This window comes from Bacteroides fragilis (genome assembly GCF_019583405.1).
GTDB lineage: Bacteria > Bacteroidota > Bacteroidia > Bacteroidales > Bacteroidaceae > Bacteroides > Bacteroides fragilis_B.
Genome location: NZ_SZUU01000005.1, coordinates 189,797 through 209,142 on the forward strand (window position 1 = coordinate 189,797; position 19,346 = coordinate 209,142).

Sequence of the window (19,346 nt, forward strand, 5' to 3'; positions counted from 1 at the left end):
TTAGGTTCATACTTTGTGATTAGCGGCAGGCACTTGTAGCTCATAGCCTGTTGCTCGTCACTTCTGTTATCTAATCTTCAGCGTTATAATCGTAATAGCTGCCAGCACGATGGTTACAATCCAGAAGCGGACTGTGATTTTTGATTCGTGGAACAACTGATCGGGCTTCGTAAACTTTACGCTGCATCCCGGCTCTACCAGACTCATCGAAGTACGGAAATGGTCGTGTATCGGGGCCCGCTTAAAGAGGCGTTGTTTTACACCCTTTCTTTTTCCGGCTTTATAATAGAAGCGCTGCAGAAGTACTGAAAGGTTTTCAACCAAAAATATACCGCAGAGAATCGGGATTAGCAATTCTTTGTGAATAATAATGGCAAATACCGCAATGATACCTCCAATGGTCAGACTGCCCGTATCACCCATGAATACCTGGGCCGGATAGGCATTGTACCATAAGAAACCGATCAATGCTCCGATAAAGGCGCATATAAAGATTACCAGTTCCTCACTTCCGGGAATATACATGATATTCAGGTAACCCGCAAACTCGATGTGGCTCGATACATAAGCCAATATGCCCAGCGTTAGTCCGATGATGGCGGAATTGCCTGCTGCCATACCATCCATACCATCATTCAGGTTGGCTCCGTTTGACACGGCTGTCACGACAAAGATGGTGATAATGACAAACAAAATCCATCCGGCTGTTTGAGCGTGTTCTCCCATAAAGCCTACAAGGTCGGCATAGTCCAGGTTGTTGCTTTTGAAAAAAGGAATCGTGGTCTGGGTAGATTTCAGATCGTGAGTGCCATGTATTACTTCGATTTCGTTTTCCGATTTCTGAACTTCTATGTTTTCACGAATCACTACGTCCGGACTCAGATATAGAGTCAGTCCGACAATTAAGCCGAGACCCACCTGACCGATAATTTTGAATTTACCGTGGAGCCCTTCTTTATCCTTTTTGAATATCTTTATATAATCGTCTGCAAATCCTAAAGATCCCAGCCAGACGGTGGTGATCAGCATCAGTATCATATAGATATTATGCAGTTTCCCCAATAACAGACAGGGGATCAGGATTGCTACGATAATGATGACACCCCCCATGCTGGGCACTCCTACTTTATTGACGCCGAACGGATCGATTTTGGCGTCACGCTGCGTCTCGGTGATCTGTTTCCGTTTCAGCAGATTGATGAACTTATCTCCCCAGATACTGGAAATAAGCAGTGCCAGGATGATAGCCATCAATGCACGGAACGAGGTGTACCCAAACATTCCGGCACCCGGAAAGTTGAGTTTGTGTAGCCATTCAAACAGATAGTATAACATAACTTTATTTACGGTTAGACGATTTACGCTTTTCGATTGAATAACATCCGGTGCTTATAAGCGGGGGTGTTTCAATCAGATCTGCTTAAACAGTCAATGAAAAAATCTCTTTTAAAACTTCTTTATCATCAAAGTGATGCTTCACTCCTTTGATGTCCTGATAATTCTCGTGCCCTTTTCCGGCGACCAGAATCACATCTCCTTTTTCTGCAAGCATACAAGCCGTGCGGATAGCTTCTTTACGGTCTGCGATGCTTAGCGTTTTTTTCTTATCCTCGGTATCCAGTCCTGCCAGCATGTCGTTGATGATATCCTGCGGCTCTTCGAAACGGGGATTATCCGAAGTTATGATGACCCGGTCGCTTGCCCGGGCTGCTTCTTTTGCCATGATAGGGCGTTTCCCTTTATCGCGGTTACCGCCTGCACCTACTACGGTAATTACCTTGCCTTTTCCTTCGAGCACTCCATGTATGGCGTTCAAGACGTTGACCAGGGCATCCGGTGTGTGTGCATAGTCTACAATGGCTGTATATCCTTGTGGAGAACGGATGGCATCGAAGCGTCCGGCAACCGGATGCAGCGTACTGAGAGCAACCAGCACGTCCTCTTCTTTCTTGCCCAGCAATACGGCAGCACCAAATACAGCCAGTAAGTTCGATGCATTAAATTTTCCGATAAACTGAACTGCGAGTTCATGGTTGTTAAAGTCGAGAAGCATCCCCTCGAAATGAGATTCCAATACTCTTCCTTTGAAGTCGCTCAGACTGCGGAGAGAGTAAGTATATACTTTCGACTTGGTGTTCTGTGTCATCACCAGTCCGTTTTTATCGTCCAGGTTGGTCAGACTGAAAGAGTTCTTAGGCATATCGTCGAAGAACTTCTTCTTTGCTTTCAGGTAGTTCTCTACTGTTTTATGATAGTCCAGATGATCGCGTGTCAGGTTGGTGAAGATGCCGCCGGCAAATCTCAGTCCGCTGATTCTTTTTTGTGCGATGGAGTGTGAACTGACCTCCATGAAAACATATTTGCAACCTTCGTCCGCCATGCGTCCCAATAGACGATTCAATGTGATCGGGTCGGGAGTCGTATGTTCGGTAGGAATGGCTTCATCATCTATATAATTGCATACCGTGGAGATTAATCCCACTTTATAGCCGAAGTATCGGAACGTATTATATAATAAGGTGGCAATCGTTGTCTTTCCGTTTGTTCCGGTAACGCCTACCAGTTCCAATTTTGAGCTCGGATTTCCGTAGAAAGTCGTAGCTGCTTTTCCTACGGCATCTTCGCTGTCGGCAACCTGAATGTAGGTAACTCCTTCTGCAAGTTCTGCAGGTAACTCTTCACAAAGAATGGCCGTGGCACCTTTTTCAACCGCTGCCGGAATGTAGGCATGTCCGTCGGTCTGTGTGCCGTGCATGGCCATAAACAGATGGCCGGACTCTACCTGTCTGGAGTCGATGTCAACCCCGGTTATCTCGATATCCTGATTTCCGGTAATTTTCACCGGTTGGATAGATGTTAGAATCTCTTTTAGTTTCATACCTTAATCTATAATAATCAATTCAGATGGATACTGATGGTTTGTCCCTTCTTGATGGTAGTTCCCTGGGGCAACGACTGGCTCTTTACTTTGCCGACTCCCGACAGGGTTACTTTCAATCCTTTACTTTCCAGCAGGTATACAGCGTCTTTGGCACCCATACCTATTACGCTGGGCACAAAGTTGCGTAATTGTTCTTTTCCCTGCAGGATTACTGCTTTGGGGGCTGCCTGTGCATGTCCCCACACCTCTTTGTTCTTTTTAGCCTTAAATTCAGCCTGTGTCTGGATGTTTAGGCCTTCCAATACTTGCCTTGCTTCTATCATTTCGCCTGCTTTTACATCGGGAATCACTACCGTATTGGTATCGATTGCGTTCCGGATGTCCAGACGTAGGTCTTTGGCATACACTCTTTCGGCAATTTTGCTGAATACGCTACCTGCCATCAAACCTCCCGAAGCGGGGGTTCCCGGCTTCTGTATAGAAACGATGCAGCTGTATTTCGGAGCTTCCGAAGGGAAATATCCGCAGAAGCTGACCAGATAGTTCACCCGTCCCGATTTATATCCGGCGGCACCTTGTGAAATCAGTGCCGTACCTGTTTTGCCCGAAACGGCAAATTGCTTGGAACCTGCCGGGGCAGCCAGACCTTCGTGTACTACCTTGTAGAGAATTTCCTGAATCTGCTTCAAGGTCCGCTCCGAACAGATTTTCGGATTGATGATTTCCGTAGGATATTCTTTCACTATTTCTCCGTTCTTAATGGCTGCTTTCACAAACTTCGGCCGTACCATAACTCCGTTGTTGGCAATGGCGTTATAGAATGTCAGTATATTCATCGGTGGTACCTGGGTCTCATAGCCGATGCTCATCCACGGCAGAGTGGTCTTTGCAAAATAACGCTCTTTAGGACCTTTAATGTTGGGTTTGCCTTCTCCCGCTATTTGCAGTTGGAGGGGCTGGTCGATACTCATCCGTTTCAGTCCGTCGACAAATTTTTGCGGATCACTTCCATAATATTTATCGATAATGCTGGAAGTTCCTATATTGGAAGATACTTCCAAAATTTGCGTAACGGTCAGGTAGCCATATCCTCCTTTATACCAGTTCCAGTCTTTCATGGGCCGACCGTGCATCATCTTGGTACCGTTTCCTGTATCTATACCGTCTTCCGGAGTGATCTTGCCATCTTCAAGGGCCACCATGATAGAAGCTGTTTTAAATGTTGATCCCGGCTCGAGCATATCGCTGATAGCGTTATTCCTCATTTCGTAATAATTGCCATCTCCGGCTTTCGTCATGTTGACAATGGCTTTTACTTCGCCGGTTGCCACTTCCATCAATACGGCCACACCTACGCTGGCATTCAGCTCTTTTAGTTTATCGGTCAATGCCTTCTCGCAGATATCCTGCATGCCTACGTCGATGGTAGAAAGCAGGTCACAACCGTCTACCGGAGGAATATCCACAATGTTCAGGTATTTATTCATCACCTTTTGCCGGTGAGTAATTCCGTCATGTCCTTTGAGGATAGAATCAAAAGCCAACTCGATACCGTTTTTAGCTCCCTGGGCCGTATCGGCATATAAGTCACCCAACGTACGGGCAGCAAGTGAACCAAAAGGTTTCTTTCTTTGGTTATAAGCCAATTCATGGAATCCGCCTTTGTATTTGTTGAGGTTAAACACCGGAAGGCGTTTAGCTTCTTTATATTGAATATATGAAATACGTTTCGGATAAATCAGATAGTTACGGCTTCCCTGTTTGCGCCCTTTCTTAAGGTGAGTCTTAAATTCCGAAGCGCTTTTATCAGGGAATATCTTATGAAGTCCTTCGCATATCTCGTCCAGATGATTCATCAGCATGGTGTCTTTTTTTACTCCACCGGCTTTGAAGTCCATATATATACGGTATTCCGGCAGCGAACTGGCCATCAGTTTGCCGTCGGACGAAATGATGTTTCCGCGGTTGGGTTTCACCGTTACGTTCTCCTTGACGAAACGGTCGGCCACATCCTGCCAGTATTGTCGTTCGGCAAACATCGTGATGCCTGCTTTGACAACAATGGCTACTCCTATCAGTCCCATCAACAGGATGACGAAGAAGTAGCGGGTCATTATATTTTTCTTGTTTACAGCCATCTTCTATTTCGTACTGATTAAATAAGGTGGATGGGTTGATGTCTGCAAGTCACTTTCTTTGGTCGATATATAATCCTCTATCCGCGACTGACGGCTTTTTTCCATCAATTCCGAACTTCGTGTCAGTGCATCATATTTTATGTCGATCAGTTCTTTTTTCAACTTATCTATTTCGATTTGCTGTTGCTGGCTTGCGTAGCGATTATGAATGTAGAAAATGATGAGCACCATAATCAGTACCAGCAATTTAGTCTGGCGGCGAAAAAAGTCGGTAGCCAGAATATCACCTCCCAGAATACTTTTCAGGGAGTTGCTTTTCTTCTTTTTTGCTTCTTTATCTTCCATTTCACTTCTCTTATTTCACTCTGTTCCCTTACTTCTTCTCGGCTATTCTCAACTTGGCGCTGCGCGACCGGGGATTGCGTGCTATCTCTTCTTCATCGGGCACAATTACTTTGTTGTTTACCAGGCGGAAGGGAGTTTGCAGGTTGCCGAAAAAGTCCTGCGTTGTTTTACCTTCTACATTACCGGTTTTCATGATGTTTTTCACCATGCGATCTTCCAAAGAGTGATAGGTGATTACCACCAGCCGTCCTCCTGGCTTCAATGCTTCTGTTGCTGCCATCAGCATTTCCTTCAGTGCTTCCATTTCCTGGTTTACTTCAATGCGGAGTGCCTGAAACACCTTTGCCAATTCTTTCTTTTCGCGTTCGCGTCCGAAAAGCGGTTTCACTACTTCAAGAAATTCACCGATCGTTTCTATTTTCTGTCCGCTGCGTGCTTTGACTATGACGGAAGCCAGTTTGCGGCTGTTTTTCAGTTCACCATATAGGTAAAAAATATCTGCCAGGCGTTCTTCTTCGTATGTATTTACCACATCGGCCGCTGTGATGCCTGCACGCTTATTCATGCGCATATCCAGTTTTCCGTCAAAGCGGAAAGAGAATCCCCGTTCGCTGTCATCGAAGTGATGTGAAGATACCCCCAGATCAGCCAATATGGAATCTACTCCTTCAATATCGTGGTAGCGCAGAAAATTATGCAAATAACGGAAATTGCTCCGTACAAAAGTGAAGTGCGGGTCGTTTACAATGTTACGTTCGGCATCCTCGTCCTGGTCGAAACCCAACAGGTGTCCGCCGTTTCCAAGACGCGAAAGTATTTCGCGGGAATGTCCTCCCCCGCCGAAGGTAACGTCTACATACGTCCCGTCCGGGGTAATATTCATGGCATCTACGCTTTCCTTCAGCAGTACCGGTACATGATATGTTGTTTCTTCTTCTTTCATTTTACCTCTTTGTTCGTTGTTCACCGTTCTTCTTTCATAATTTCCTCCAGGGCTGCACCAAATGCATCGGGGGCCATAAAGGGCATTTCCGTACGTTCCTTAGCCCATATTTCTATCTTGCTGTCTACACCGATAAAGCGCACGTCGCTTTGTATACCGGCTATTTGCAGATAGCGTTTGGGTATTAATATCCGCCCGTTTCCGTCTATCGTGATAATTTCTACATCACTGACGAATTGGCGGAAGATAAGTTGGTGGTTAGCGTTCCATTTATTTAGTCGTTGCCGGAGTTCATTCAGCTCTTCATTCCAGACTTCTTCCGGATAGAGTACCAAGCAGTCTTGAAATACGTCTTTGCGCATGATGAGCTTGTCTTCAGAACCGGCTTGTAGCTGCCGTCTGAATTGGGCGGGGATAAAAACTCTTCCTTTCGCGTCCGCCTTAGCTTCAATATTGCCTAAAAAACGTATCATTTCACCTTATTATAATAAGCGACCGTAAAAGTAGGTATTTCCCCACAATTCCCCACAATTTTCCACCAAAAACTTTCGGAGAAGTTTTCAACCGATTGTTAATTGCTTATTCGTCTGATAATGAATTATGTTCGGAGATGCTTTGCTGGTGGGGGATAGAGTCGATTGTGTCCTTCCCGGAGCTGTCTTGTGGCTTTGTGGACTTCCGTCCGTATTTTAGTTGCAGGCTGACAAAATCGGTTTTCCTCACGTTGTTCAGGAAAGTCGGGGCGGCTTTGAAGCAAATGCGGGATACCCATACTTTGTTGGCGGTACATTCTTCCGGTTTATCCACCGCTTCACTGGTGATGCTGGGATAAAAATTGCCCAATCCATCGATAGAAACGGTACGGCCTTCTTTCAAGTGGGCGGCAATAATGTCCGATAGTTGAGTAAGTGCAGAGAGTACGTCTCCGTTTTGAAGAGAACTTCTTTCTGCGAGCTGATTAGCAATCTGTACACTGTTTACAGGCTTTTTCTGTAAAGCTCGTGTTGTGGCATAATATCGTTCTTTGACGACACCTTTACTTTTGTCTACTTTCTTAGTGACTGCGTAGTTGATGGACATTCGTATTTTAGGTTTTTAATATGAATATATTTCCTTTTTGTCTCTTATTATATAGGTATATAACATCTATAAGTTATGTTTAAAAATATCCGGATGTTTTAATAGATAACATCCGGATGTTCTGATATAAAAGATCTGGGTGTTTTGATGTATAACATCCGGATGTTTTATGTCATAAATTTTAAGCAAAGATATGCTAAAGTATGGAGATGCACAAGTGAGAAAGGTATTATTGTGCGCTTTTTTGTTGGTTTGGGGGCTTTTTTTATGAAGTTGGTCTGGAGGGTGGTTTGGTTTTGTGTGTTATTTTGTAGTTTCAGCCGTATATTTAAAAAAATAATATAAAATAGATTGTGCTTTAATAAAAATATTCATATATTGCAAAACGTTATATGAATATTGTGCTTTTTAATAAACTTATAATGAAAATAATTATGAAACGGAACATTTTTAGTTTGATTGTAGTACTTATTGCTACTGTCTCTTTTGTTAACGTGTGGATCTCAGTTACTTCTACCAATAAAAAATGAAGATCCGACTTGCCGCTATAGAGGCGATGGCAATGATTGAGGCTGAAACTCCCGGGGATACTGAACTTTCACTTGCGGGAGCTTGTAAGATTACGTCTTATTGTTATGATTGGGCAGGGAATGTTGACGGCAGTATTACTTGCTGGGGCGCCGACTATTGTAAGCGGGGAATCAAGACGAAAGGGACTGTTTTTATCAGAGAGATTCGTTGGGTGGAATGTGACGGTAAAGAAACAGAATGTTGATCATGGATAATCTGTTTAAAGTTTTAGATAGGAGGAGTTTGATAGGCTTTTTGCTATTGGCTCCGGTTTGGGCACTGTTGTTTGGGGGATGCGGGCATGCGACCGATTCTTCCGAGAAAATGCTGAAATGTGAACTGGTTTCTTATATAAAGAGTTATCCTGATTCTTCATTTTTTTCTCAGGTGTGTACAATGCAATATCAGGATGGTAAAATTTATGTATTAGACGAGGCGCGGAGAGATGTCGCTTCCATGGATTTGGAGTTTTCTGATTTCAGTTTGATTGGGAAGCCCGGAGAAGGCCCCGGTGAACTGGCCCGGCCTGTAGGGCTTTATGTTGAGAAGGATACGGTCTATATACTGGATGGGGGTACCGTGAGCGTGAAAAAATATGTTCATTCAGAATTCATATCCTCTTTTTCTGTCCCTGCTGCAAACTCGTATCGTTTTTTTATGAATAAGGACACTGCTTTTTTATCTTCAGTTACTGATTCCACTTTTTATATGAAGAGTGCCGAAAACTGGCAGAGGGGTGATTTGTCTGCACTTGTTTTTGCGGGAGATGTTCATGATTTTGGTGATGTTAAAAGAAACGCTTCGCTAAATCAGAGACATTTAGTGAGGGATGACTCTTCGTTGTATGGTATTACAAGAAGTTCTTCCTTATTGGGAAAATATGATTTATTATCCAATAGGCAAGAGGATTCTTTCGATCTGGCATCCATTTCTTTAATAAAAGAGAATTTGGCTTACGAAAAGAGTCAACCCTATGATCCGCGGAGTTATTATGTTTTTATTTCAGATGCTTACGCAATGAATGGTAAATTGTATCTGCTTTGTGCGGAATTGAAAGATCGGGACAGAGGAGGGTTCCGCGTAAATAAGATATTGAGCTTGAAAACAGAGCCTAAGTTGCAGTTGGATGCTATTTATGTACTCCCGGGTAAGATTTATACCTCCTTCTGTGTTACTCCTGATTATATTTTCGCAACAAATTATAGTAATGAACGTATTGAAAAATTGGCTTTTCCTGTTCCCGATTAGTGTTTTTGTGTTGCTTACATTTAGTTGTAGTGGGGTAAAAAGCTCTGATGCGGAGAAGCTAATATCGGAACAAACAAGAGTTCAAAACCTGATAGAGAAGGATATTGCTTGGCTGGTGGGTAAGAGAATAAATAGTGTTGATTCCATTCTGTCTGATGACATATCGCATGAAAAAGTTCTGTTTTTATTTAACTATCACGATTGTGGTACCTGTGTTAAAACAGGGTTTACTATTGTTAATAGTATAGATAAAAAGAAAGGAAAGGAGTATGTGAAGGTAATTGGTTCTATGATTTCAGATTTGGCATCTGTGCAGCGCTTTAATGAGTATCATGGATTTATTTATATAGATACAAAAGATTTGATAAGGAGAGAACTCAAATATGTTCCTACGCCAATGTTATTGCGTCTGGATGCTGATAATCGCATTGTTAAGGCATTAATTCCAACTACCGGAATAGATAATCAAGCTGTCAAAGTGTTTGTTGAATCTTGTGTGAAATGATAAAAAGAGCAGAAAGGGAATCACTCTCTTTCTGCTCCTTGATACACAACTAAAAATCTGCACTAAAATGATTTATAGAAATCGACAATGTATGTGGCCTATTGTCTAAAGTCTTTCAGTTCTTCCTGTAAACGCTGGCGGGTGAAAAAGATACGGCTCTTTACTGTCCCGAGCGGCAAGTCCAGTTTCTCAGCTATTTCACGGTATTTGAATCCGGAAACGTGCATAGAGAAAGGCACTTTATATTCTTTGGGTAATGAATTGACGATGCGGTGCATCTCTTTTAAGTCGTAACGACTTTCGGTACTGTCGAGTCCTGATTCTTGCGGAAGGCTCAGATGATAAAGATTATCGGTCTGATCTACAAAAGTCTGATCGCGTACTACTTTGCGATAATTATTGATGAAGATGTTGCGCATGATGGTGTACATCCATCCTTTAAAGTTAGTGTCGGGAGTATATTTATCTTCGTTATCTAACGCTTTAAGAGAGGTTTCCTGCAACAAATCGTTTGCTTCTTCACGGTCGGTTGTTAGTTTGTATGCAAAGCGAAGTAGCTCTTCCTGAACTCCAATTAAATCTTTTCTGAAGCTTAAACTTTTCATAACGTTGCTTTTTAAATTGTGAATATTCGTTGTTTTTCGATGATGCAAGTTTACGGCATTTTTTAGACAGTGACGGGGGAAAATTAAGCTTTAAACAGGGTAAAAACTGTCAAATGATAGATTTTGGGTGTATTTTGATAGTTTTTGGGTGTTTTTGGGACGCTGAGTTTTCTATCTTTGCGTCGGTTTAAATATGAATGGGTGTGAAGAGAAATACTAGACATAGGATTTGGCTTGCATGGATGTTACTGATGACATTTATGCCCTTGTCTGTCGTGAAGGTTTTTCATAATCATTCCGAAGAAACTTCGATAACCTGTACAGACGCACATTCCGGAAAGTCCCATCACACATGTGAGACTTGTCCCATCTGTCAGTTTATGCTTTCCCCATTTATTGAGACCCCTTCTACTCTTCTGACTTATACGCCCCTTTACGTAAAATGGGAGAGTGGAACTTTTCAGGATAAAAAGCTTTCTATCGCTTTCTATCCGCATTATCTTCGCGGACCTCCTCTTGTTTTTTATCATATCGTTTAAATTGCGAAGGCAGACTGGATTTAATTTACCGTTTGTCTTCTTACTCTGTTTTATTTAACTAAGACGATTTAAGTATGCGTATCGGATTTTTTTCGGGTATGCTGGGAGGGTTATGTTTAATCTCTACCTTGCATGCTCAAGAGCCCGATTCACTGAAAGCCGTGTCCTTATCTGAAGTGGTGGTGACGGAGAGTTATCAGCATCTGAAGAATAAGAACTCCACATGGCGTATGGAGGTGGTAGGGAAAGAGTTTCTGCGTGAACACTTCACGGGGAACTTGATACAAACTCTTGGAACACTTCCGGGAGTACATTCCATGGATATCGGTTCGGGCTTTTCTAAACCTATGATTCGCGGAATGGGATTCAACCGGATTTCGGTTGTAGAAAATGGGATTAAGCAGGAGGGACAACAATGGGGAGCCGATCATGGACTCGAGCTGGATGCATTTAATGCCGGTCAGGTAAGTATTCGCAAAGGTCCTGCTTCCTTATTGTATGGCAGTGATGCAATGGGAGGGGCTATTGAACTTGTTCCATTACCATTGCCTGCGGGTAACCGGTTATTCGGTGAAGCGAGCTTGTTGGGGAAATCCGTCAACGGTACATTGGGAGGTTCACTGATGCTTGGGGTCAAAAAAGATGCCTGGTATACCTGGGCAAGGTATTCGGAACAGCACTTTGGGGATTATCGTATTCCGACGGATACTATTGTCTACCTCACCCAACGTATGCCTGTTTATCACCGAAGGCTTAAAAATACAGCCGGTTTTGAGAGAGATGTCAGTTGGGCTGCCGGATTTAGAAAAGAACGGTATGTCTCTTCTTATTCGGTGAGTAATGTTTTTCAGAAAACAGGGTTCTTTCCCGGTGCACATGGCATTCCCGATGTGTCGCGTTTGCAGGATGACGGGGACAGCCGTAACATAGAACTTCCGTACAGCCAGGTGAATCACTTGAAAGTTTCTACCCGGCAGAGCCTTTTGTACGATAAATGGGCGCTGACGTGGGATATTGGCTTTCAGAAGAATCATCGCGAGGAGTGGAGCCGGTTTCATACTCATTATGATGCTCAGCCTGTACCGGACAAAGATCCGGATAAGGAACTGGCTTTTACGTTGAACACTTATAGTTCTGCTGTTAAGCTGAAGTTGTTTGCTTCTGCCGTATGGCAACACACGGCAGGATGGGATGTACAATATCAGAGGAATATGATTGCCGGTTATTCATTTCTTTTGCCTGCTTACCGGAGATTCACCACAGGGGCTTTCTGGATGACCACTTATCGTCCGGGACCCACTCTGTCCTTCAGTGGAGGACTTCGCTATGATTACGGAAAGATAGATGCATCCGCTTATACCGACCCTTACTTGGCAATATATCTGCGGGAGCAGGGTTATGATGATGAATTTATCCGAAAGTATGAATGGCGTAGTTACCCCGTTCGTCGCCATTTTGGCGATTATTCCGGTTCACTGGGGTTGGTATGGAGTCCTTCCGGAGGTCATCTGCTTCAGGTAAATGTCGGCCATAGCTTCCGGTTGCCGGGAGCCAATGAATTGGCATCGAACGGAGTTCATCACGGCACTTTCCGGCATGAACAGGGAGATGCAGCGCTTGCTTCCGAACGCGGTTGGCAGTTTGATGTTTCATATACCTATGAAAATGGGCCGTTGTCGGTAAGTTTGTCACCATTTGTCAGCTGGTTCAGCAATTATATTTTTCTTCGGCCTACCGGAGAATGGTCGATACTGCCCCATGCTGGACAGATTTATCGGTACACCGGTGCGGAAGCCCTGTTTGCGGGCGGTGAGGCTGCAGTGGGCATTGACTTCCTCCGACACTTTAACTATCGTGTCAGTGGAGAATATGTCTATACTTATAATTGCGATGAACATATTCCTCTAAGTTTCTCGCCTCCTGCTTCACTCCGCAATACACTGACGTGGCGATATAAAGAGTTCAGCATTTATGGTGAGGTACAGCATATTGCCGCACAACACCGGGTGGCACGAAATGAAGATCCCACTCCCGGAGCGCAGCTGTTGAATGTCGGAGTATCTGCCAACCTCCGGATAGGGGGTATATGGGCCGAGGTGACTTTATCAGCCCGGAATTTATCCGGTGCCAAATACTTTAATCATCTTAGTTTTTACCGGAAAGTAGAAATCCCCGAACCGGGACGGAACTTTCAGATTTTAATTAAAGTACCATTTAAAAGTTTATTAAAATGAAAACAAAAAATTATTTGTCAATAATCAGTATCTTATTTTTTTCTTTTCTGTTCGTGTCATGCTCTAAAGAAGACGAAGGTGATACGATAAAACCCGTCATTGATCTGCTGGAACCTGAAGAAGGCGCTATATTAAGGATCGGAAGTTCTCATGGAGTACATTTTGAGATGAATCTTCACGATAATGAAGCGATTGCTTCCTATAAGATTAATATTCACAACAACTTTGACGGTCATTCGCATACCAGGGCATCGGAAGCGGGAATAACCAAGCCTTTTACATTTGAAAGGACCTATACGGATAAGGCCGGACAAAAAGATGCATACGTGCATAACCATGATATTAAAATACCGGTTGATGCCACTCCGGGAAACTATCACTTGATGGTTTACTGTTTAGATCGGTCGGGTAATGAAACTTACGTAGTACGTAATATTGTGTTAAGCGTGGAAGGAGGTGAAGAGGGAGAACACCACCATGATGAAGATCACCATGATTAAATAGAATACCTGAGCCTGAATATGAGTGGGGCCATACCGGTGGATGAGGAGTTAGAAAATCTCATCTCTGGGTATGGCCCTCTTTTGTGTGTCGCCCTTTATTGCTTGATAATTAGCATCCTCACCTCTCTTTTTTTATCCTCTTTTTCTGATAAACGCCCTCTTTTTCCCTTTTTTGATGGGACAAAATCTGTATTTTCTACCGATTTATTGCAATTAATAAAAAAGAACAGTTAATTTTGCGCAATCATTTCATCTAAAAAGAATGGCTGACGACTCTTTATTTTTAATAGATATTGATAAGATACTTCAGACGAAAGCTCCGAAGCGCTACAAGTACATACCAAAGTTTGTCGTCTCCTATCTGAAGAGGATCGTTCATCAAGAGGAACTAAACGTTTTTCTGCGTGACTCAAAAGATAAAGTGGGAGTGGATTTTCTGGAGGCTTGTCTTGAATTCTTAGATGCAACGTTGGAGGTAAAAGGTCTGGAAAATATTCCGAAGGACGGTTTGTATACGTTCGTGTCCAATCATCCGCTGGGAGGACAAGACGGTGTTTCTCTCGGATATATTTTGGGACGTCATTTCGATGGGAAGGTGAAGTATCTGGTGAATGATTTGCTGATGAACCTTCGTGGCTTGGCACCGTTGTGCATTCCCATTAATAAAACAGGCAAACAGGCAAAAGATTTTCCTAAGATGGTAGAGGCCGGATTCAAGTCGGATGACCAACTCATTATGTTTCCTGCGGGACTTTGCTCCCGGCGTCGGAATGGAGTGATCCGGGACCCTGATTGGAAGAAAACGTTTATCGTAAAAAGTGTCCAGTTCCAGCGTGATGTAGTTCCTGTTCATTTTGAGGGTCGTAATTCTGATTTCTTTTATAATTTGGCTAATGTCTGTAAGACACTGGGGATCAAATTTAATATTGCTATGCTTTATTTGGCAGACGAGATGCTGAAAAATCGTCATAAAACATTTACTGTCACTTTCGGTAAACCCATTCCATGGCAGACTTTCGATAAATCGAAAACTCCGGCAGAGTGGGCACAGTATGTGAAAGATATCGTGTATAAACTGTAACAGATTAAGGAACAACTACTAACAAAGTATATGGAAGAAGTTATTGAACCGGTAAGCAAGGAGCTGATTAAAGCTGAGTTGACTGAAGACAAGCGGCTACGTATGACCAATAAGAGTAATAACCAGATATACATTATTACTTATCAGGATTCTCCCAATATTATGCGGGAGATCGGACGTCTGCGTGAGATTGCTTTTCGGGCAGCGGGAGGCGGTACGGGATTGTCAATGGATATCGATGAGTATGACACCATGGAGAATCCGTATAAACAATTGATTGTCTGGAATCCTGAAGCAGAAGAGATTTTAGGAGGTTATCGGTACATTCTGGGGACAGACGTGCGTTTTGATGAGCATGGTGCGCCGATTCTCGCTACTTCACATATGTTTAATTTTTCAGATAAATTCGTGAAGGAGTTCTTGCCTACGACTATTGAACTCGGGCGTTCGTTCGTTACGTTGGAATATCAGTCAACCCGTGCCGGAAGCAAGGGATTATTCGCCTTGGATAATTTATGGGACGGATTGGGGGCATTGACAGTGGTGATGCCGAATGTAAAATATTTCTTTGGTAAAGTAACCATGTATCCCAGTTATCACCGCCAGGGAAGAGATATGATCCTTTACTTCCTGAAGAAGCATTTTGGAGATAAAGACGGACTTATTACTCCGATGAAACCACTTGAAATGGAAACGGATGAGGCTGAATTGGCAAGGATTTTCTGCAAAGATTCGTTTAAGGATGACTACCGGATACTGAACGGTGAGATTCGTAAACTCGGTTTTAATATTCCACCGTTAGTGAATGCTTATATGAGTCTCAGTCCGACCATGCGTATGTTTGGCACGGCCATCAATTATGGTTTTGGAGATGTAGAAGAGACCGGTATCCTGATTGCCGTTGACGAAATCCTTGAAGAGAAACGGATGCGCCACATCGAATCGTTCGTGAAGAACGATCCGGAAGATTGCCAGATAACTTCCGGGGTGAATAAAGTTTTCACACCGAAAGTAGTTACACCGCAGGAAGACTGTTCCCGTTGATTTTACGATAAAGATCCAGGGCAAAGACATCGGTCATGCCCGAAATATAATCGAGCACCGCCTGTACTCTCTCGTAGAGTGCAGGCGCTTTTATATTATATTGCCCTGATACACGGTTAATAAGCAGTTGTGAATAGGCTTTCTCCGGCGAAGTGACAGCATCTATCATTAACTCAAGAAGCGTGTTGATGACTCGGAAACCTGCTAACTCAATGTCCAGTACGTCCCGTGAACGATAAATTTTGCTGAAAGATACCTCCGAACAATGCTTGTATGCTTTTCCCGGACGTTCTGATATATGCTTGATCAGGGCTCCTTCGAAGGTCCCTGAAAGTATTTCGGTTTCGTTATTTAAAAATACCTGGGTGCACTCCTTTATCAATAACCCGATAACTGATGAGCGGAGGTAAGCTATCTGTTCGTTCGTATCTTTGACAATGTCGAATGTTTTTCGGATACGTGCCTGGCGTTCATCTGCGAAATAAGCCAACAACAGTTCTTTAGTTTCTTCTGTGGTAAGGATTTTCAATTTATGGGCATCCTCGATATCCATCATCTGGTAACAGATGTCATCGGCAGCTTCTACCAGATAGACCAACGGGTAACGTACGTATTTTAAAGGACGGTCGCTGAGTTGAATAAGACCCAGTTCCGTTGCGATACGGCGAAATCCTTCTTCTTCGGTGGTGAAGAATCCGAATTTGGATTTATTTCCTGCGAGACTCGATGAAAAAGGATATTTTACGATAGAGGCCAAAGTTGAATAAGTCAGGACAAATCCGCCTTTCCGACGTCCTTCGAATTGGTGTGTCAACAACCGGAACGCATTTGCATTCCCCTCAAAATGTGTCAAATCATCCCATTCCATCGGTGAGAACTTCTCTTGGAGCTGTGCTCCTTTTTCTTCTGAAAAGAAGGTAGAAATGGCCTTTTCACCGGAGTGACCGAAAGGTGGGTTACCCAGGTCGTGCGCCAGACAGGCGGCAGAAACGATGGAACCGATCTCAGGCAAAAAGGAGTCTTGCAGTTCGGGCTGCCGGGCAAGCATCGCTTTCGATACATCGTTGCCTAATGAACGTCCTACACAAGATACTTCAAGGCTATGTGTAAGTCGATTATGAACAAAAATACTGCCCGGAAGCGGAAAAACCTGGGTTTTGTTCTGAAGTCTTCTGAAAGGGGCGGAGAAGACAAGACGGTCATAGTCCCGCTGAAACTCCGAACGATTTTCCTGACGCTCTTCGTGAAACTCTTCCATGCCGAAACGCTTAGCTGAAATCAATCTTTTCCAGTCCATCATGATCTTTACAATTTGGTATTTGCACATTATTTAACTGCAAAAGTATGAATTTTAGGCTCAAATTGCGTATTTTCGCCCGTTAAATAGTAAACAGACTGAATATGAACATACAAGTAATCAATAAATCGAAGCACCCGCTTCCCGCATACGCGACCGAACTTTCTGCAGGAATGGATATCCGCGCTAATATTTCCGAACCTATTTCTTTGGCTCCCATGCAACGCTGCCTGGTTCCTACAGGACTGTTCATAGCTCTTCCAAAGGGATTTGAAGCGCAAATTCGTCCTCGGAGCGGACTGGCTTTGAAGAAAGGGATTACTGTGCTGAATTCTCCCGGTACAATTGATGCAGATTACCGTGGGGAGATTTGCATAATCCTGGTAAATCTTTCGGCTGAGACGTTTGTCATAGAAGATGGGGAGCGTATTGCACAGATGGTCATTGCACGCCACGAACAAGCTGTATGGAAAGAAGTTGAGGTACTGGACGAAACGGAACGCGGTGCGGGTGGTTTCGGACACACCGGAAGAGGATAGATGTTCGGTCGAATCAATAATTGTAATAAAATGAAAATAAATAAATTGCTTTTCGGAATGCTGCTGCTTCTATTGGCTTCCTGCGGTTCATCCCGCAAGGTGCAGAAACAATCGGAGCAAGTTGCCGTTCAGGAAATAAATCTCGCTCCGGAGCAGCAACGTAAATATGACTATTTCTTTCTTGAAGCATCGCGCCTGAAAGTGAAAAAGGAGTATACGGCCGCCTTCGACCTGTTACAACATTGTTTGGCTATTAATCCAACCGGTTCGGCAGCTCTATACGAGATTTCCCAGTATTATCTTTTTCTTAAACAAGTGCCGCAGGGGCAGGAAGCATTGGAGAAAGCAGTTGCTTATGCTCCTGATAATTACTGGTATAGTCAGGCATTGGCCAGTCTGTACCAACAGCAGGATCAGAAAGAAAAAGCGATCGGAATACTCGAAAAGATGGCGACACGTTTTCCCGCTAAACAAGATCCGTTGTTCAACCTGCTCGATTTATATAATCAGAAGGAAGACTATGGCAAAGTTATTTCTACCCTAAACCGTATAGAGGAAAAAATGGGAAAGAATGAGCAGATCACAATGGAGAAATTCCGTATCTATCTGCAAATGAAGGATGACAAAAAGGCTTTTGAAGAAATAGAGAGCCTGGTCAATGAGTATCCGATGGACTACCGCTATCAGGTGATTCTGGGCGATGTCTATATGCAGAATGGCAAGAAGCAGGAAGCTTATGATACTTATAAAAAAGTTCTTGCCGCAGAACCGGACAATCCGATGGCATTGTTTTCATTGGCTTCGTATTACGAGCAGACCGGACAGAAAGAACTGTTTGAACAACAGATGGATACTTTGCTACTGAACCGGAAAGTACCTTCGGATACAAAGGTGAATGTGATGAGGCAGTTTATCGTCCAGAGCGAACAGGAGGGAAAAGACAGTACACAGGTTATCGGACTCTTTGACCGGATGATGCAGATGGATATGGATGATGTGCAAATTCCGATGCTTTATGTACAGTATCTACTATCCAAAGGGATGGAGGCACAGTCTATTCCGGTATTGGAGCAAGTAGTACAGATAGATCCTACCAATAAAGCTGCACGCATGACTCTATTAGGTTCCGCCATCCGGAAGAATGATTATGAACAGGTGATTAAGATCTGTGAGCCGGGGATTGAGGCAACCCCGGATGCTTTGCCGTTTTATTTTTATCTGGCTATTGCATATAATCAGGCCGAACGTTGGGACGATGTACTGGAAGTCAGCCGGAAAGCACTGGAACATGTCACTCCGGAGAGTGACAAGCAAATGGTCTCCGATTTCTATACAATTACGGGTGATATATATCATACCAAAAAGTTGATGAAGGAGGCGTATGCAGCGTATGATTCGGCTTTGGTATACAATCCGTCCAATATCGGTGCACTAAATAATTATGCTTATTATTTATCGGTAGAGCGCAGGGATCTCGATAAGGCGGAGGAGATGAGTTATAAAACCGTAAAAGCCGAACCGAGCAATGCTACTTATCTGGATACTTATGCCTGGATTCTTTTTGAGAAGGGAAACTATGCTGAGGCCCGTATCTATATTGACGATGCCATCAAGAATATTAAACCGGAAGAAGAGAGCAGCGTGGTGTTTGAACATTGTGGGGATATCTATTTTATGACCGGTGACGTAGAAGGTGCCTTGAAATATTGGAAGAAAGCACTCGAACTGGGTACTGAATCGAAAACACTTAAACAGAAAATAGAAAAGAAGAAATACATTGCGGAATGAAAGGAT

Annotated in this window: 18 protein-coding genes; 9 read left to right on the forward strand and 9 right to left on the reverse strand. The window is 43.4% G+C overall.

Translation table 11 applies throughout. From position 1 onward, the window contains the following. Positions 1-66: 66 nt before the first annotated feature. The 7 genes from mraY to FDF36_RS13195 all read right to left on the reverse strand — a co-directional run bounded on the left by mraY (position 67) and on the right by FDF36_RS13195 (position 7,387). On the reverse strand, positions 67-1,335 hold the full coding sequence (gene mraY, locus FDF36_RS13165; protein WP_005784008.1) for a phospho-N-acetylmuramoyl-pentapeptide-transferase: 1,269 nt from the start codon (positions 1,333-1,335) through the stop codon (positions 67-69). Positions 1,336-1,420: 85 nt separating this feature from the next. After that, on the reverse strand, positions 1,421-2,878 hold the full coding sequence (locus FDF36_RS13170; RefSeq protein ID WP_010991957.1) for a UDP-N-acetylmuramoyl-L-alanyl-D-glutamate--2,6-diaminopimelate ligase: 1,458 nt from the start codon (positions 2,876-2,878) through the stop codon (positions 1,421-1,423). Positions 2,879-2,895: 17 nt separating this feature from the next. Beyond that, on the reverse strand, positions 2,896-4,995 hold the full coding sequence (locus tag FDF36_RS13175; RefSeq protein WP_005784012.1) for a penicillin-binding protein: 2,100 nt from the start codon (positions 4,993-4,995) through the stop codon (positions 2,896-2,898). Positions 4,996-5,022: 27 nt separating this feature from the next. After that, positions 5,023-5,364 (reverse strand): FtsL-like putative cell division protein, encoded by a 342-nt coding sequence (locus FDF36_RS13180; RefSeq protein WP_005784014.1) that lies wholly within the window; start codon positions 5,362-5,364, stop codon positions 5,023-5,025. A 28-nt stretch (positions 5,365-5,392) separates the two neighbouring features. Next, complete coding sequence (gene rsmH / locus FDF36_RS13185) at positions 5,393-6,307, reverse strand: 16S rRNA (cytosine(1402)-N(4))-methyltransferase RsmH (protein ID WP_220391614.1); 915 nt, start codon at positions 6,305-6,307, stop codon at positions 5,393-5,395. A gap of 20 nt (positions 6,308-6,327) precedes the next feature. Further along, positions 6,328-6,780, reverse strand: a complete 453-nt coding sequence (gene mraZ, locus FDF36_RS13190) for a division/cell wall cluster transcriptional repressor MraZ (RefSeq protein ID WP_022012506.1) — start codon at positions 6,778-6,780, stop codon at positions 6,328-6,330. A gap of 106 nt (positions 6,781-6,886) precedes the next feature. After that, positions 6,887-7,387 (reverse strand): HU family DNA-binding protein, encoded by a 501-nt coding sequence (locus tag FDF36_RS13195; RefSeq protein WP_220391615.1) that lies wholly within the window; start codon positions 7,385-7,387, stop codon positions 6,887-6,889. A gap of 526 nt (positions 7,388-7,913) precedes the next feature. Here FDF36_RS13195 and FDF36_RS13200 point away from each other — a divergent pair. The 3 genes from FDF36_RS13200 to FDF36_RS13210 are packed head-to-tail and all read left to right on the forward strand — an operon-like array spanning position 7,914 to position 9,710. After that, positions 7,914-8,162 carry a hypothetical protein gene (locus tag FDF36_RS13200; RefSeq protein ID WP_259281442.1) on the forward strand — a complete coding sequence of 83 codons (249 nt, stop codon included), beginning with the start codon at positions 7,914-7,916 and terminating at the stop codon, positions 8,160-8,162. A gap of 2 nt (positions 8,163-8,164) precedes the next feature. Then, complete coding sequence (locus FDF36_RS13205) at positions 8,165-9,205, forward strand: 6-bladed beta-propeller (RefSeq protein WP_259281443.1); 1,041 nt, start codon at positions 8,165-8,167, stop codon at positions 9,203-9,205. After that, positions 9,165-9,710 carry a hypothetical protein gene (locus FDF36_RS13210; protein ID WP_220391617.1) on the forward strand — a complete coding sequence of 182 codons (546 nt, stop codon included), beginning with the start codon at positions 9,165-9,167 and terminating at the stop codon, positions 9,708-9,710. The genes FDF36_RS13205 and FDF36_RS13210 overlap by 41 nt, the downstream gene beginning before the upstream one ends. A 98-nt stretch (positions 9,711-9,808) precedes the next feature. Here FDF36_RS13210 and FDF36_RS13215 read toward each other — a convergent pair whose 3' ends face one another. Beyond that, positions 9,809-10,315, reverse strand: a complete 507-nt coding sequence (locus tag FDF36_RS13215; protein WP_005784022.1) for an RNA polymerase sigma factor — start codon at positions 10,313-10,315, stop codon at positions 9,809-9,811. Between the two features lie 613 nt (positions 10,316-10,928). On the opposite strand from FDF36_RS13215, the gene FDF36_RS13220 reads away from it, so the two are divergent. The 4 genes from FDF36_RS13220 (at position 10,929) to glsB (ending at position 15,716) form a co-directional block, all read left to right on the forward strand. Further along, a complete protein-coding gene (locus FDF36_RS13220) occupies positions 10,929-13,088 on the forward strand; it encodes a TonB-dependent receptor (protein ID WP_220391618.1) in 2,160 nt (719 codons plus the stop codon). Beyond that, complete coding sequence (locus FDF36_RS13225; protein ID WP_220391619.1) at positions 13,085-13,588, forward strand: DUF4625 domain-containing protein; 504 nt, start codon at positions 13,085-13,087, stop codon at positions 13,586-13,588. The genes FDF36_RS13220 and FDF36_RS13225 overlap by 4 nt, the downstream gene beginning before the upstream one ends. A 265-nt stretch (positions 13,589-13,853) precedes the next feature. After that, positions 13,854-14,672 carry a lyso-glycine lipid O-acyltransferase GlsA gene (gene glsA, locus FDF36_RS13230; RefSeq protein ID WP_220391620.1) on the forward strand — a complete coding sequence of 273 codons (819 nt, stop codon included), beginning with the start codon at positions 13,854-13,856 and terminating at the stop codon, positions 14,670-14,672. Between the two features lie 30 nt (positions 14,673-14,702). Continuing rightward, positions 14,703-15,716: a glycine N(alpha)-acyltransferase GlsB gene (glsB, locus tag FDF36_RS13235; protein WP_220391621.1), complete on the forward strand. Its 1,014-nt coding sequence runs from the start codon at positions 14,703-14,705 to the stop codon at positions 15,714-15,716. Here the strand turns inward: glsB and FDF36_RS13240 are convergent. Further along, positions 15,688-17,016 (reverse strand): deoxyguanosinetriphosphate triphosphohydrolase, encoded by a 1,329-nt coding sequence (locus FDF36_RS13240; protein WP_220391622.1) that lies wholly within the window; start codon positions 17,014-17,016, stop codon positions 15,688-15,690. The genes glsB and FDF36_RS13240 overlap by 29 nt on opposite strands. 101 nt (positions 17,017-17,117) lie before the next feature. Here FDF36_RS13240 and dut point away from each other — a divergent pair, with 101 nt between their 5' ends. Beyond that, entirely contained in the window at positions 17,118-17,552 is a 435-nt protein-coding gene (gene dut / locus FDF36_RS13245; RefSeq protein WP_220391623.1) for a dUTP diphosphatase, read from the forward strand. Positions 17,553-17,582: 30 nt separating this feature from the next. Then, positions 17,583-19,340 carry a tetratricopeptide repeat protein gene (locus tag FDF36_RS13250; protein WP_220391624.1) on the forward strand — a complete coding sequence of 586 codons (1,758 nt, stop codon included), beginning with the start codon at positions 17,583-17,585 and terminating at the stop codon, positions 19,338-19,340. Positions 19,341-19,346 lie beyond the last annotated feature (6 nt).